Source organism: Plectonema cf. radiosum LEGE 06105, from assembly GCF_015207665.1.
Classification (GTDB): Bacteria; Cyanobacteriota; Cyanobacteriia; order Cyanobacteriales; family Nostocaceae; genus Rivularia; species Rivularia radiosa_A.
Genome location: NZ_JADEWL010000050.1, coordinates 27,912 through 43,631 on the forward strand (window position 1 = coordinate 27,912; position 15,720 = coordinate 43,631).

13 protein-coding genes are annotated in these 15,720 nt (G+C 36.1%); 5 read left to right on the plus strand and 8 right to left on the minus strand.

The window, feature by feature from the left end; genetic code table 11:
* The first annotated feature begins 6 nt into the window (after positions 1–6).
* Entirely contained in the window at positions 7–1,581 is a 1,575-nt protein-coding gene (locus IQ247_RS15865; protein WP_193921565.1) for an iron uptake porin, read from the plus strand.
* Positions 1,582–1,913: 332 nt separating this feature from the next.
* Here IQ247_RS15865 and IQ247_RS15870 read toward each other — a convergent pair whose 3' ends face one another.
* The 4 genes from IQ247_RS15870 to IQ247_RS15885 all read right to left on the minus strand — a co-directional run bounded on the left by IQ247_RS15870 (position 1,914) and on the right by IQ247_RS15885 (position 5,015).
* A complete protein-coding gene (locus tag IQ247_RS15870) occupies positions 1,914–2,207 on the minus strand; it encodes a type II toxin-antitoxin system RelE/ParE family toxin (protein ID WP_193921567.1) in 294 nt (97 codons plus the stop codon).
* The gene (locus IQ247_RS15875) at positions 2,207–2,446 is read right to left on the minus strand and encodes a ribbon-helix-helix domain-containing protein (RefSeq protein WP_193921569.1); all 240 of its coding nucleotides are present in this window, start codon (positions 2,444–2,446) and stop codon (positions 2,207–2,209) included. The genes IQ247_RS15870 and IQ247_RS15875 overlap by 1 nt, the downstream gene beginning before the upstream one ends.
* A 108-nt stretch (positions 2,447–2,554) precedes the next feature.
* The gene (locus IQ247_RS15880; protein WP_193921571.1) at positions 2,555–3,733 is read right to left on the minus strand and encodes a DUF1822 family protein; all 1,179 of its coding nucleotides are present in this window, start codon (positions 3,731–3,733) and stop codon (positions 2,555–2,557) included.
* A gap of 82 nt (positions 3,734–3,815) precedes the next feature.
* The gene (locus IQ247_RS15885; RefSeq protein WP_322745512.1) at positions 3,816–5,015 is read right to left on the minus strand and encodes a sigma-70 family RNA polymerase sigma factor; all 1,200 of its coding nucleotides are present in this window, start codon (positions 5,013–5,015) and stop codon (positions 3,816–3,818) included.
* Between the two features lie 751 nt (positions 5,016–5,766).
* Here IQ247_RS15885 and IQ247_RS15890 point away from each other — a divergent pair.
* On the plus strand, positions 5,767–7,911 hold the full coding sequence (locus IQ247_RS15890) for a DUF8082 domain-containing protein (RefSeq protein ID WP_193921573.1): 2,145 nt from the start codon (positions 5,767–5,769) through the stop codon (positions 7,909–7,911).
* 225 nt (positions 7,912–8,136) lie between these two features.
* On the opposite strand, the gene IQ247_RS15895 is transcribed toward IQ247_RS15890, so the two are convergent.
* Together IQ247_RS15895 and IQ247_RS15900 are read right to left on the minus strand one after the other, a co-directional pair.
* Positions 8,137–9,030 carry a c-type heme family protein gene (locus tag IQ247_RS15895; protein ID WP_193921575.1) on the minus strand — a complete coding sequence of 298 codons (894 nt, stop codon included), beginning with the start codon at positions 9,028–9,030 and terminating at the stop codon, positions 8,137–8,139.
* 53 nt (positions 9,031–9,083) lie between these two features.
* On the minus strand, positions 9,084–10,706 hold the full coding sequence (locus IQ247_RS15900) for an MFS transporter (protein ID WP_193921578.1): 1,623 nt from the start codon (positions 10,704–10,706) through the stop codon (positions 9,084–9,086).
* Positions 10,707–11,176: 470 nt separating this feature from the next.
* Here IQ247_RS15900 and IQ247_RS15905 point away from each other — a divergent pair, with 470 nt between their 5' ends.
* The 3 genes from IQ247_RS15905 to IQ247_RS15915 all read left to right on the plus strand — a co-directional run bounded on the left by IQ247_RS15905 (position 11,177) and on the right by IQ247_RS15915 (position 13,080).
* Positions 11,177–11,998, plus strand: a complete 822-nt coding sequence (locus IQ247_RS15905) for a metal-dependent hydrolase (RefSeq protein WP_193921580.1) — start codon at positions 11,177–11,179, stop codon at positions 11,996–11,998.
* A gap of 338 nt (positions 11,999–12,336) precedes the next feature.
* A complete protein-coding gene (locus IQ247_RS15910) occupies positions 12,337–12,831 on the plus strand; it encodes a hypothetical protein (RefSeq protein WP_193921582.1) in 495 nt (164 codons plus the stop codon).
* Between the two features lie 6 nt (positions 12,832–12,837).
* Complete coding sequence (locus tag IQ247_RS15915) at positions 12,838–13,080, plus strand: hypothetical protein (protein WP_228059787.1); 243 nt, start codon at positions 12,838–12,840, stop codon at positions 13,078–13,080.
* Between the two features lie 34 nt (positions 13,081–13,114).
* On the opposite strand, the gene IQ247_RS15920 is transcribed toward IQ247_RS15915, so the two are convergent.
* Both IQ247_RS15920 and IQ247_RS15925 read right to left on the minus strand, forming a co-directional pair.
* Positions 13,115–14,347: a cytochrome P450 gene (locus IQ247_RS15920; protein ID WP_193921584.1), complete on the minus strand. Its 1,233-nt coding sequence runs from the start codon at positions 14,345–14,347 to the stop codon at positions 13,115–13,117.
* Positions 14,348–14,408: 61 nt separating this feature from the next.
* The coding region (locus IQ247_RS15925) for a cytochrome P450 (protein ID WP_228059788.1) at positions 14,409–15,720 on the minus strand (1,312 nt) is incomplete at its 5' end.

Consider the following 15,720-nt stretch of genomic DNA (forward strand, 5'->3'; position numbering starts at 1 on the left):
TTCAAAATGCTTAAATTCTTTTTTATTGTTTCTCCGATTATCTGCTTTCTTTTAACAACATCTCCTGTTAAAGCAGAAACAGAAATGAGACAGATAACGAATGTCAATCAATTAAGCGATGTTCAACCGACTGATTGGGCATTTCAAGCATTACAATCTTTAGTTGAACGGTATGGTTGTATTGCTGGATATCCCAATGCGACTTTTCGGGGGAATCGAGCAATCACCCGTTATGAATTCGCTGCTGGACTCAATGCTTGTTTAGATCGAATTAATGAACTGATGGCGATCGCCACGAAGGATTCTGTAACTAGGGACGATTTATTAACTTTACAGAAGTTACAGGAAAATTTTACTGCGGAATTAGCAACTTTACGCGGTCGAGTGGATACCTTAGAAGCCCGTAACGCTCAGTTAGAAGCATCCCAGTTTTCTACAACTACTAAATTGAGGGGACAAGTAATTATTTCTGCGAATGCTGGGGGTATAAATGGCGATCGCATTATTGACGCGACTGGAAGACAAATTACAAATGACCCCAATGCCACAATGGTATTTAGGGCTGGATTTGATTTAGATACCAGCTTTAATCAAAATGATTTATTAAAGCTGCGTTTGGAAACAGGAAGCGGTTTTACAGAAAATGGTCAAGTTCAAGGTGGTAGAGATAATGCTGGTGGTTTCTTAGAACCATTTTTTGGTAGTGCTTTGGATTATTCTATCAATCCCCCTACAGATAGAGATTTTGAGATATCAAGACTTTATTACACCTTTAAACCTAGTCAAGATTTAGCAGTTACTATCGGTCCAAATATTCGTGCTGCGGATTATATAGACTTTAATAGTTATGCTAAATTAAGTTTTCGTGATTTTAGTACTCAAGCTTTTGTAAATAATTATGTTATTTTCCCCATCGAGTTTCCCAGTGCTGGAGCAGTAATTGACTGGAAACCGAATCGCGGAGCTTTTAGCGTTAGAGCTGCTTATACCGCAGCAGATGCAGCAAATCCCAGCAATCAAGGAAGACTGATCGGAACAGCACCTTTTATAGATGTATTGTACAATTCTCCCAATATTCCCAATTCACCTAATACTGGTGGAACAAGGGGTTTATTTGGAGATAATTATCAAGGTGTAGTAGAAGTAGAATATTCACCTTCTAGAGATTTAGCTTTACGTTTACAGTATAGCGGTGGTGAAATATTTGATAACCGTTTTGATGCTATTGGAGCTAATTTAGAATTAACCGTTGCTCAAAAAATTGGTATATTTGGACGCTACGGATTTAGTAGTTACAACAATACGAATTTTGGTGATATTAATCCCAATTATTGGATGGCTGGAGTTGCATTTAGAGACTTATTTACTAGAGGTGCTTTAGCTGGCTTTGCTGTCGGACAGCCTTTTATAGCCACAGAAATCGGTGATTCAACTCAAACAAATTATGAAGCATTTTACAACTATCCTATTAATAGAAATGTACAAATTACGCCGACAATTCAAATAATCGATAACGCTGCAAATCGAAACGATAACGGTACCATTTATACGGGGACGTTACGGACGACATTTTCTTTTTGAGGTTTTTAACGCAGAGTTACGCAGAGGTAAACGCAGAGGAATACAGAGGTTAATGATGTTGTGATCATGGCTTCTTATGCAGTGAAAAATGGTGGACTTTGGCACAAATTGCCAGAATTAGCCGAATTTTTGGAAGATAATTTATAATTAACGTCAGTGTTCGATGAGAAGTCGGGTTTTTACTTTCCTTGTGTTGTCTCACAGATATTTCAAGGAAAAAACCCGACTTATTATATCAAGTCCGGATGATTAGTTATTAGTTTAACCAGACATGATATCAGGAGGGTAGGGCTGATTTTTTTATACTTTCTCAAAGGTTTACGGTATATTCCTTATAAATCAAGAATTGTGTCAGTCTCTTGGCTTCTAAGGATTGCCATGATTTCAACCACATCATTTTCAATGCGGTAATAAATGCTATTCACACCACATACGCTGCGGCGATAGCCTTTACGGATAAAATCAACTTCAGGGTATAAATAGGGCTGTGCAGCTATCTGCTCAAAGCGGTCAAAAAGTTGATTATAATACTGGTCTGCTGCTGCTTCGCCCCATGTCTCAAAGCCATAATAATAAATTTGCCGTAAGTCTTCTTTAGCCCCTTGCGTCAATCTATAGTTTGCCATTACTGTGCAGCATGACGCTTGAATTCAGCAAGAATTTCCTGACGCTCAGGAGTAACAAAGCCGCTTTGCTCTGCCTCAATTAGCTTAAAGCGGATTTCTTCAACTTTTTCTTGCTTGGCACGAGCCTTACGTATCAGGTCGTTTACCACCTCACTTTTACTAGCATACTCCTGACCTTCCACCTGTGCTTTTAACCAGGCATCATTCGGCGGTGTAAGTGAAATACTTTGACGGATCATAATCTTTGTTGCATGACATCTGGTGCAATTATACAGCATAATTGCACCAGATGCGACAACATACTTGTATCAACTCCGGATGATTAGTTATTATTTCCACGTCTGTATTTATAAATATAAAGTTTCATATTCATAATCATCGGGTGTTGGCTCTACTTTCCATACCAAACCTTCTTCATCCTCACCCAAAGCGACATCAACATAAATTCTTTCTACAGGTGTTTTAGCTTGAACTTGATTGCCATCAAATGGTTGTAAGTCTTCTGTTAACAGCATTAATTTCAACCCAACAGGAATCATCTCTCCCACTGTTGCACGTCGTAATTCAAAACGCCAAATTCTATCTTCAATTCTACCTTTGGGATGCACTAATAATTCATATTCCAAACCGGATATAATAATTTTTCTAATTAAAGTTGTTCCTTGAGGTGTTTCTGTAGTACCTCTAGCACCTTCTAAATTAGGTTGTAAATTTATACTTCCCCAACCAAATTGTCTCGCTACTTCCGATACTCCCGTTTGCATCCATTGTCTAATTGACCATTGTTTTGGTATTCCCAAACGTTGTTCGTACAATCTTTGTCTCCAACCAAATTGTTCTAATAATGCTCCCCACATCGTCCATGGTATTTCTTGACGGGGATTTATTACTTGGGGATTTCCTAACCGATTTAACAAGTTTTCTGCTTGAATTGCGGACAATTCCGGTATCGGAACAGTTGGATTTTTGGTGATTTCTTCCGGACAAATTTGACGTGCTATCCATAAAATGCTCAAGTTAGAAATTAGATGCTCCTTATTTAAACAATAAGTGCGATCGCGATGATCATAATTTCCCATTTGTTTTAAATTTACTTGAGATGTATAACCCCAAATTCTCATATATCCGGATTCTACATTAATTTGTACAGCTGCGTAATAATCAGCGCTCCATTTGGGAATGTCTACCCATTCTTGAGGAACTCTAATTTCTGATATATCAAGGGCTTCAGTGGGAATTAATACTAATTTTTTACCATTAAAACAAATACCCGTACCATTGGTAACTTCCCAAATACTCGGTAAAGTAGCAGAATTAGGAAACAATTTTGCATCTTGAGCGTATTCTTCCTGGAGCCAAGGTAAAAACACATTTAAACTTAAACGGTTGAGATATCCTATCCAACGACGATTATCTGTAGAATAAGCTTGACTTTGTTGCCAAATTTTAGTTTGTTGGTTTTCGGGAATTTCCAACCATAGGTTTGTAGGATTATTTAAACTTAGCGTTTCTAAATCAACGTTCATAATCAAAGGCTCCGGTAATCAGTTATCAGTTATCAGTGAACAGTTATCAGTTATCAGTTGACAATTACCTGCTCCCTGCTCCCTATTTACTGTAATAAGTTTGCAACCATTCCTCTAAAAGAGTACTCATATAATCTAATAGTGACGAATTTAAGGAAATATGCAGCGATTCTTTGCTCCAAGTAGCCAATTTTAGTAATAATATGTCCTTACATTTACTAAGTTTACGAGAAATCGTGTATTGCTTTACTCCTAATTCTTTCGCTATTTGTGATTGGGTCAAACTACCTTGATAGTAATATTTAATAATATTTTGTTCTTGTTCATCTAATTCTTTGATGGCAGCAATTATCACATTGCTGATTTGAGATTGCTGTGATTTTCGTTCGGCAATTTCTTCTTGAGCGATAATTTCTGAAAGCAAGGATTCTTGTCTAAGTTGCGGTAAAATATCTTGAAATTCTCCGGAATTATCCCCCGAAGTTGCATTCAAAGAAGCCATATTGGGATATAAATAAGCCCGTACAGCTTTTGCACAACTAATCAGCCATTTTTCTATGGTTTCTCCACTACATTCTAGTCCAGGTTGGGAAAGTTGAGAATGGCGATCGCGATTATAAAGTTGAGCAATATTCTCCCATACAATATCATCTGGTCTTGCTAGTTTACGAGTTCCCTTTTCTTGACGAGGAGCATACATTGCTTGATAAGCTTTCCAAGCAAGTAAGTAAGATTCGATAGTTTGTGCATTCAATCCAGCATTTTCTAAAGATTCTACCAACCTTTTTTGAGTCAACTTCCGCAACAATCTCCAATCGGTAGAAATATCAACTTCTTTGTGTTGTCGTAATAATTCCTTAAGTTCACTACTAAAAATCGCACTAGCATAATTTTTAATATTAAAACCCATATCAGGTTTAAAACCTTGCAAAACTTTATCAGTCTTAGTAACAATCGCTTGAAAACAATCTGATAAAGTATATTGACCAGAAGAAAAATGAGTAACTGTTTTATTTGCAGCCCAATAGCAAACTTCTTGTAAATAAGCCGATAAATGTCCTTTTGCTAAATTCTCTGTCTGAGATTGCCATTTTTTATACCAATAAGATACCCAAAAATCTTCGGAATTTTCTGATTTTGATAACGCTTTTTGATGATTAATAATATTCCGACGTAATCTAGCATCGGTAGCCCAACCAATTACTCTATTTGCGTCAAATTGTAAGAAAGTTGTAAATAATTCGGCAATAGTTTGACGAGAACGCATAACTAAATCACTCACAAATATATAAGTACATCATAAATACATCTACATATATATTAGATGCAGTTACCTGATTATACCGACAATAACACAGACTCCTATATCCACGTTTTTAACTGCATTTAGTTAGGTTTTTATCAATTACCGATAATATCTAAAAAAATCACTTTACACAACTTAATTAAGTTGATTTAAATGATTACTAGGTTGGTATGAAGCAATCAATTTTGTCAATACTTCTAAATATATAAATATTTTGACATGATTATTTTCAATTAAAAAATTCAGGAATAGGCGCGATTGACTGCTTATTTTTACGTTCAAGATTGTCACACAACGACAATAATGCCCGAAGTTAATCTACACCGCCCCAGAGCCTCCCCTACAATAAAAATTTGCCAGTTACGTAAGTCCTAAAATTAATTAATTGATGCTCAACTTTATAATTACCTCAAAGCTCTACCCATAATAAAATAAGGTAATTATGGGTTCAAACCTGATTTGTGAAGAATGATTAGATTTAGAAGTTGTAGAAAAGTTAAGTCGATTTTGTAAGAGCATTTTCCACTACTTTTCTGTATCGACTATATCTCATCCAAATTATATAAAATTATATAAGTAGGATTAATTAAATACAATGGAAAATCAGTTATCGATTGACAGTTGCGACGGTGTATGTTTGAAGATAAGGTAGGAAGCATATCAATAGATAACTGTTCACTGATAACTGATAACTGATAACTGATAACTGTTAAGAGGTTTAATAATTATGGCTCCTCTCGGCGTAGGTTCTAGCGATTCAACTTATACATTAAAATCAGGAGAAGCGAAACTTTGGCTATTATTAGTAGGTGTTAACGATTATCAAGATATAAGTTTACCTTCTTTACGTTATCCAGCCTTAGATTGTCAGGGATTGGAAGAATCACTTGTGAAAGCGACAGAAGGATTTCCCAATAAAGAAATAGTTGTACATCATGATTTTGCCAGAAAAGCGCCAGAAATAAAGAATATTCGCCAAAGTTTGTACAAAATTGTTTCCCAATCACAACCGAATGACTCGATTTTATTATATTTTTCCGGACATGGGATGTTAGAGCCAAATACTCAAGAAGCTGTCCTATGTTTTTCCGATACTAATAAAAGTAACTTGTTGGCTACTGGTTTACCGATGCAGGAACTTGTAGAAATATTAAGTAAAAGTCCTGCAAAGCAACAATTATTGTGTTTGGATACCTGTCATAGTGGTGATATGGCATTGTTAGGAGCAAGGGTTGGTAGTTCTAGGGATGGAGATATTGCACCCTTGTCCAATTCTACCCCGCAACTGATGAACGTCCTTAGACACCGTGCTTCTCAAAGTAAGGGATTTTGTGCTTTACTAAGTTGCGATCGCGGTCAACAATCTTGGGAATTTCCGGAGTTAGGCCATGGAGTATTTACTTATTATTTAATGCGAGGATTATCGGGGGAAGCAGCCGATAACAGCGGATTTATTGATGCTGACGGACTTTATAAATATGTTTATCGTCAAACGGTACAGTATATTGATAAGTTAAATCATCAAGTACGTTTAATTAATCAGCAAAAGCGAGAGCGTGGAGATAGTCAGCTTTATCCAGAGTATCCCATACAAACACCGAAAAGAATTGTTGAAGGTGTCGGAGAGTTAATTGTTGGATTTAAGCCGAATCAGGTTGATTCTCATAAGTTACGACGTGCTTTAATCATTGATGGATTAGCAAATCGTGAAAATACTCATAATCTGAGTCAACTGCTCAAAAGTGCTGGTGATTTTGAGGTGGAATGTTTTTACCAACAACATCAAAATTGGTCGGAAATTCGTACAGAAATTCAAAAATTTACCCAAGTGAGTGGAGAATTAAATGCACAATATAATCAAAAAGTAGGGGGAGTAAAGAGAATACCAACTTGTTTATTATATTTACGGGGATATGTTGAAGAAAAAGAAGATGGAGAAGCCTGTTTAGTTTTAGGTGATGGAGTACGTTTGAGTCGTTGTTTTTTGAGACAACTATTACGTCGTACTCAAAAAATTCAACAAATAGTTATTTTAGATTTAATAAGTTCAGAATCTTCAGGAATTAGTTCTGCACAAAATTGGATAGAAGATTTACAATGCGGTACCGAATATGGACAATGTTTGATAGTTACTCAAACACCCGTTCATCAATCAGCAATATTTTCCCAAATTATTTTAGAAAGTCTTGTGAATGCAAATCCTCAAGTAGGATTACCAGTTGCTAAATGGATTAGTCAATTACAAAAACTCTTACAAAGTAAAGGTGTAAATTTACATACTTGGCTTTCTGGTACCCAAGCAATCATTGATATTTTACCCGGTAATATCAATCAAGTATTTCACAATGTTCAACAAATTAAACCTCAAAATAATATAGCTAAATTACCTGATGTAAAAGTACCAATACAATCCCCAAATCAGTTAATTATAAATTTCGAAAAATATACAGAGTTAGAAGAGTTACTCAAAAAAACAATCGGAATAATTGCATCTAAAATATTGCAACAATCAATTAAAAAAGTCGGGGACTACCAACAATTAATTGAAAAATTAACTGATTATATCCCCCTACAAGAAAAAATTCTATTTAAAAATCAAGCAACAGCTATTTTAGAAATACCAAGTATTTCAACTCAATCTCAATTAGCTAAATCTTCAACAACTTTATATCAAACTATTGATGCTGATTTTATCAGCAAATGTGAAAGTTACTTAACTTATTCCATTGGTCCAATTGCTAATTTTATCATTCAAGAGACTTTACAATCTCATCCCTTAATTTCTATAACCGAATTCGTTGATAAATTATTACAAAATATTCCCGATTACGGAATTGCCATGGAATTTAAAAAACGTATATTGGAACGGTAATCAGTTATCAGTTATCAGTTATCAGTTATCAGTTATCAGTTATCAGTTATCAGTTATCAGTTATCAGTTATCAGTTATCAGTTATCAGTTATCAGGATTCTAATAATTACAGAAGTCGGGTTTTTATGACTATTTTCTGGTGTTACCCATAGAAAATCATAAAAACCCGACTTATTTTCATAGGGATTCAAGAATCAGGAATAAATTGAACTCATGTTAAATTTATTAATTATTCTTTTTTCTATTCAACATATTCATGGCAATTTCTAGACTATATTTCATCCGGTTAAAAGCTTCAGCTAAATCTCCAATTTCATCCTTATTTTGTCTACCAAAATTAGCATCCATATTACCGACGCTAACTTGTTCAGCAACTGTCGCAATACGCTTTATTCGTCGTAATACAGTTCTTTGTAACAACAGATTAATGATGATAATTACCACCGTGAACACCATCGCCACAATTCCCGTTACCAGCATAAATGAATCACGAGCATTTTCGAGAATTTCTTCGGCGGGTACATAAACAATTTGCACACCAAGAATATCATTGAGCGTCCATCCGAAACCATGTTCACTTCCATAAGTTTTTAACTGGCTTTTCGGTGCGTTTTCAGGAATACTATGACATCGTAAACAACTTTCATTTTTAATTGCAAAAGGTTTAGCAGTATAATATAGTTTTATTCCTGACATTGTACGAAAACCAGATAAAGATGTTTTATCGGGTTGTTGACGAAAACTATTAACAATTTCAGTTTCAAAATCATCCGCTTTATCTCGTAAATTTGTAGGATTTAATGTTGCATCTTTATAGAAAAAATTCGCGTATTCTGGAGTATTACGAAAATATTCAAAAACTTCTCTCACCGAGTAAGATGGTATCGATTCTGGAATAAAATTCTCTTGAATTTCTACTTGTGGTGATAATAAAGGTCCTACTCGTTCATTTGTATAGCTTCTCACTGAGTTATTCATTGTCATTAATGCACTGGCTTTAGAATTTATCTCATTTTGCGCTTTTTGTTGTAATACATTTGATAGCGCAATACCGCTAATTAAAATTCCGAGCAGAAAAAGAATTATCAGAATTGAATTTACTTTATTTTCTATTTTCATGGTTTTATTTAAGCAGGTGGGTGGAAAAAATTATCCGTAAATGTTTAATTAATTTAATTCAATTGAAATACAAACGCTACCATATCACGTTTACCCAAACCAAGTTTAACTCCCGGTCCTAATTTGTACCAAATACCTGGTAAAAGTGGATATTTATTAATATAAGTGCCGTTGGAACTTCCCATATCTTGGATATAATAATCTTGTCCATCAAATTTAATTTGAGCGTGATTCCGCGAAACAACTTCTGAATAAGGTAAGTTAGAAATATCTATATCAGATGTACCATTTTTATGCTGTTTACCGATATAAATTAATGAAGGAATTTCTGGTAAATCAATAATTTTATTCGTGAGAGTGTGAACTAACTGAGCAACCGGAGCTTGTAAATCTGTAGGAGAGGCAATGGAAGGAATAGCTGTTAATTCTTCATCTATTTCTATTTCTGGTAGTAACTGTGGTACTGATTTAGTTTGTTTGGGAGTTATGAGAATATTAAATATTACAAATGCAATTAAAGCGTATCCAGCGGAACTAAAGAAAACTGCTTTAATACCCCCAATCGCGATCGCAATTGCTCCTAATATCGGACCTAATGCTTGTCCCAATGACTGAACACTAGCATTTACAGCCATAAAGCCAGCGCGGGTATCTTGTGCAGAAAGCCCCGCTAATAATGCTTGAGATGATGGTAAGGCAAATGCTAAGGCTACACCAAATAAAGCGCTAGGAATCAATAGCAGCCAAGGATTATTAATTACCGGAATGATTAATAATGCTACAGCACTGATAATAAAAGAAACTTTAATTAAGGTAATTTCCGAAAATCTTTGAATTAACCATCCCAATTGAGAAGCACTAATCGCAACCGCTAAGGACATTACACATAAAATAATCCCATTCATCAATCCAGAAGCACCAAGGGAAATCCCCGCAAAAATGGGGACGTAGGTAATGAAAGCTCCAAATTGAATCATAAATATGGAACCCACTGCAAATAATAATCCGATTACGGAACGGTTATTAATACTTTTATAGGTAGTCTTTAAATAAGTTTTTAAACTTGGTTTTTCAACTCCGGGAGGTTTTGAGGGTAGCTTTAATACCATAATTACCAACATTACCAAGGGGAAAGCCAAAACTGCAAGTAAAAATGGATATGTCCAGTTAATACTTCCTAATGCTCCCCCTAATAACGGATATATTGCCGAAGATATACCAATTACCGCTGCATTGATTGACATTGCTGCACCCAGTTTTCTACCGTTGTAGAGCATTGCAATCATCGTTAAAGCTAAAGCATCCAACGGAGCCGCACCTAACCCCTGTAAAAATCGTAATCCCAAAACAGAAGTGAAAGTCCCCGCAAAAGAAATAGATGCTCCGGCGATCGCAAATAATATTAAGGCAGGAATCAAAACTTTCCTAATCCCGATTCGATCGGCTAATACTCCTAAAATCGGAGTTGCGATACCAATGGGTAATACAAAAAGTGTCATTACCAGTTCAATTTCCCTGGGAGAAACATTAAATACAGAGGTTAGACTCGGTAATATTGGGGCAACTGTTTGTCCTCCCATAATCGATATCAGCGTTACACCAATAATGATGTAAAGATTTTTGTCTTGAGTAATTTCGGTATTTTTCTGCTCTGCTGGTATTGAAAGGTTATTCATGGTAATTTTGCTACTACTAATCGATTACGTCATTAGATAGCTAGGGGTAGCAATTTGCAATTTATGCAATTTTCATCGGTTTAAAAGTTGGGTTTTGAATATTTACTGACGGACACGCGGAGCTAACTCTGCGCTCTGTGCGTCTGTGTCTTGAAAAGTTGTTCATGGGGGAAACCACGGCGCTCAATGTGCGGACACAGGTTCCGCACCCGCGCCTCCCCAAGACCACACTTTCCGCTGCGGTTTTTTAATTCTCCCTGGGGGAGACGCTGCGCGAACAGTAATCTTCTGCCGGGAAGGGAGTAAGTCCTAATATTGATTTGTTTCTGTAATCTCTTGACAAACAAGAGTTTTTTTGTGTGCGTGTATTTGCTGAATAATGTGGTATTGTTAAGCTTAACTTTTTTGCTCAATCATCCCGATTTTCAACATATCAGCTTGATTTTTTTTTACATAATCTGAGTATTTCCATGAACACAACTTTCACAACATCAAAACCTTTCAATCCGCAAAAAATACAACCGAGAAAAGTTGATTTTCAATTCTCTACCGAGATTCCTAAGTTGTGGCACAATAACAGCCCAATTATGACTCATTTTTTCAACGGGATTAACTTGTTTCTCCCAACTTTTGAATTATTTATGGTTAGAGTCATGAAGAGTCAATTGAGTAATATCAAAGACTCTCAATTAAAAACACAAATTTGTGGTTTTATCTCTCAAGAAGCCAACCACAGTCAAGCACATCATCAATATAATCAAATATTACGAGAACAAGGTTATAAATTTGAAACATGGTTAAAAATTAGTGATTTTATTCTGCTCGAAATCTTGGAAAAAAGATTAGGTCAGGTGGTTTCTTTAGCAACAATTGCAGGTTTTGAGCATCTTACAACCTTACTTGCAGAAATTATCCTCAAAGCAAATATGCTCGAACCTGCCCACTCTAGAATGCGGCAATTATGGCAATGGCACGCCGCTGAAGAAATTGAACACAGTTCTGTTGCATTTATTTTTTTACAACAAGTAAATAACAGCTATTTGTTACGTTTCATTGGAGGATTATTAGGAGCAGCAATTGTTGTCGGTTTTATTGCTGTGGGAATGTTGTCATTAGTGGTACAAGAACGGAATTTTATTTCTTGGAAAACATTGATGGATTTGAAAAAATTATTGTTTACTAAATACAAGCTTGTTCCATACGGATTGAAAACTTTTTTCCAGTACTTTAAATTGAAGTTTTATCCCTGTAATCAAGATGTGTATACCTTAGCTGAAAAAGTATTTAATTAAGAAATTGCTAATTAGCTATATTTAGCCATGTCCTTACGGACACCCTTAACCGCACGCCCCCAGCGTGAACGCTAATCTTAGAGCGGGATAGGAGTAATTAAGTGCATATTCATACAGAAACGGTAACAGTATATTTTCTTCTCCCTACTCCCTAATCCCTAGCCCCTAAGAGTTATTCAAGCAACTGAGCGCGTAGAAAAATACCTACCACCAATAGAACCGATAGTTTCAGCACAAGGGAGTTTTAATCCCTATTGACCAACAATGAATAGCACGTATAATTATACGTAGTGAATTATTGAATTTATTAAATTGACTTGGCTGAAAACGCATCATCTATGGTTCTAGGCAATTTTAGCAATATTTACTCAGATGAGCTAATTACTGCCACTGAGTTAAATCGTCAGCCTGGGCGAGTTCTAGATAAAGCTTTGGAACGTCCAGTGACAATTACTCGTAATGATCAGTCTTTTGCGTTGCTGCGACGAGAGGAAGTAACTTCTGTGATCAAAGCAGCTACTCAAAGTAAAGCTGTTTTTGAAGCATTAACTGTGGCTTTTTCTCTATTACTAGGGAAAGAAATCGGCTTTGAATATCCTTATGGATGGTTGAGGGTGTTTGATTCCGATGAGTTACAAGAGTTTATCAAACAGCTAAGTGAAGCTTTTCGGTTGATAGATTCTTCAACCACAGCATGGGAGATAATTGACGGGATTATCCATGAATGGCATGAAAGTGCCATTGCAATTTCCAGCGCCGAGCTGGCAGCAGCTTTTAATGCCGAAACTGATGAAGTCCCATTAACCAAACCATCTACTCAGAATGCTCTGTGAGATACTATGTCAGACAACCAAGAAGAAAATCCCATAGTCGAGAATTTAGAGCCGCCATTCGTTAAACTGACGGCTTCTGCATTATTTGAGATAGAAAGCACTTGGTTGGTGGTAGCCAAAAATCGTCGGGTGAATCGGGATTGGGAGGCTTTAATGCAGCGTTATCCAGAAAACACACATCGTTGTTATCAGGATTTATGTACTGCACCAACTACTAGACAACCTGGGCGTGTTTTCCCCTGCACCTAAACCATAATTCCTACCCATCAAAAAAATTGACTTTTCAAAAACCCTCTAAATCAAGACTTACATAACCACGGTCTAATAATGTGGGAATATGGTTTAATTGTTGGTTGGGAGTGATTCGTAAAGTAGGTAGCCTTTGAGATAGTACTTCTAAGGCAATCCGTGCTTCTCGACGAGCTAAGTTGAAACCCGTACAATGATGTTTTCCATGACTAAATGCTAAATGGTTGACAGGAGTGTCTTTGAAACGTTCGACATCAAAGCGATCGCCATTTTCATATTGACTTGAATCCCGATTTGCAGAGCCGTAAAGCAACAATACGCGACTATCTTGGGGTATTGTGACTCCTGATAGAGTAACTTCTTTAGTGGTAACACGAACCATCGATTGGGCTGGTGTATCGTATCTGAGGACTTCTTCAAGAGCTATGGGAATCAAGGCTGGATTTTCATGTAAACTCTGCCAAATATGAGAATTTTCGACTAACAGTTTGATTGCTGTTCCGATTAGACTTGCAGTTGTTTTATGTCCAGCTATCACTATTTCACATAGAAGTAAAACTTGTTCGGGTAAAGTCAGGTCACTGCTTTGTAATTCGCTGATTAAGTCATTCCCTGGTGTCGAGCGTCGTTGTTCGATTAAACTAGCAAGATAATGTTGTAAAGCAACATAACTTTTAGCGCATTCAATTTGACGCTCCGGTGGTAAGGGTGATGAAAATAAAGCAGAGGTACTATTACCTGAGTGTTTTACCTGTTCCATTTTCTCTAAAGGTACACCGTACATCGTTAGAATCACTTCCAGAGGTAATGGATGAGCAAATTGGGATATGATTTCTACGTTGCCATTATCAATAAAACTATCTACCAATTTATTCGCGATCGCCCGAATGGAATTTTCTACTGTTACCAGTCGTTCTGGTGCAAAAACTTTCACAAAAGGAGTGCGTAAGCGTTTATGTTGTTCACCATCACTATTAATCAAGGAAACAAAGGGAAAGCCTTGACGCAACACTTCAACCACTTCTGGAGTTAAATCCCCCACAGCTTGAAGACTTTTTGCTGAAGAAAATTCTGTAGGATTTTTGAGTATATTTAAAACATCTTCGTATCGTGTAATTACATAAGCATTTAATAATGGGCTATAAAATATCGGTTCTTCATTTCTTGCACGTTGAAAAAATGGATAAGGATTATCCAATTGTTCTTTAGAAAAAGGTTGATATTCTTTCCCAGCATGAAAAGGACAAGTCGTATTTTGTTTATTCATTATTTTAGATTGGTAATTGGTAATGGGTAATTGTTAATTGTTAACTGATAACTGATAACTGTTAACTGATAACTGATAAATCCCATTCAAGATGAAGATTAGTGCAACCACGACTTCTTAATGTGGGGATATAGTTAAATTGTTGATTGGGCTGAAGTCTGAGATTTGGCAATCTTGAAGACAATACCTCTAAAGCAATCCGAGCTTCGGTAAGCGCTAATTTGGAACCAATACAGCGATGTATTCCATGACCAAATGCTAGATGATTGGAAGTTGTTTGTTGGAAACGCTCAATATCAAACTCTTGAGCATTTTCATACTGAATATCATCGCGATTAGCGGAACCGTAAATCAAAAATAATTTGCTGTCTTTAGGTAAAATCATTCCTCCAATTTCAACTGTTCCGGTAGTGGTACGATTGACTGCTGGTACGGGAGCATCATATCTAAGCGCTTCTTCTACAACCCCAGGAATGATTGATGGATTTTCGCAAACTGTTTGCCATAATTTGGGTTTTTCTAACAGAACTTTTAAAGCATTTCCCATTAAATGACTGGTAGTTTTATGTCCAGCAAATATCAAACCACATAAAACCATTACCATATCCGGCATAGTCAAATCAGAATCTTGAATATTGCTAATTAAATCATCTTGTGGTGCTTTACGTCTTTGCTCGATTAAATCTGCAACCATATACTGTAAAGCTACAAAACTACGAGCGCATTCCACCTGTCGTTCCGGTGTTAATGGTGCAGAAAATAATTCAGCCATATCATTGCACCATATTTTGATATCTGTCATCCTTTCTAAAGGAACACCATATAAATTCAGAATTACCTCTAACGGCATCGGAAAAGCAAATTTTTCCAGAATATCGACTTTACCATCATGAATAAAATTATCCACCAATCGGTTAGCAATAGTATAGATAGAATTTTCCATTGCTTTAATACGTCCTGGTACAAACACTTTCATCAAAGGTTCCTTCAAAAATTTGTGGCGATCGCCATCACTATTAACTAAATCGGAAACGAAAGGAAATCCTCTACGTAAAACCTCGACAGTTTCAAGACTATATTCACCAATTGGCTGTAAATTATCCTTAGAAGAAAACTTAACTGGGTCTTTGAGTATGGCAAGTATGTCGTTGTAACGAGTCACAACATAACCATTTAACACCGAACTGTAAAATATTGGTTCCTGATTTCTTGCCAATTCATAAAATGAATAAGGGTCTGATAATTGAGGATTGACAAAAGGTTGATATTGTGTATCCAGATGATGAAAAGGACAACCTTGTTTCTGAGATTGTGTTTTATCTTGTATATTCATTGGTAATTGGTAATTGGTAATTGGTAATTGTCTCCCCATC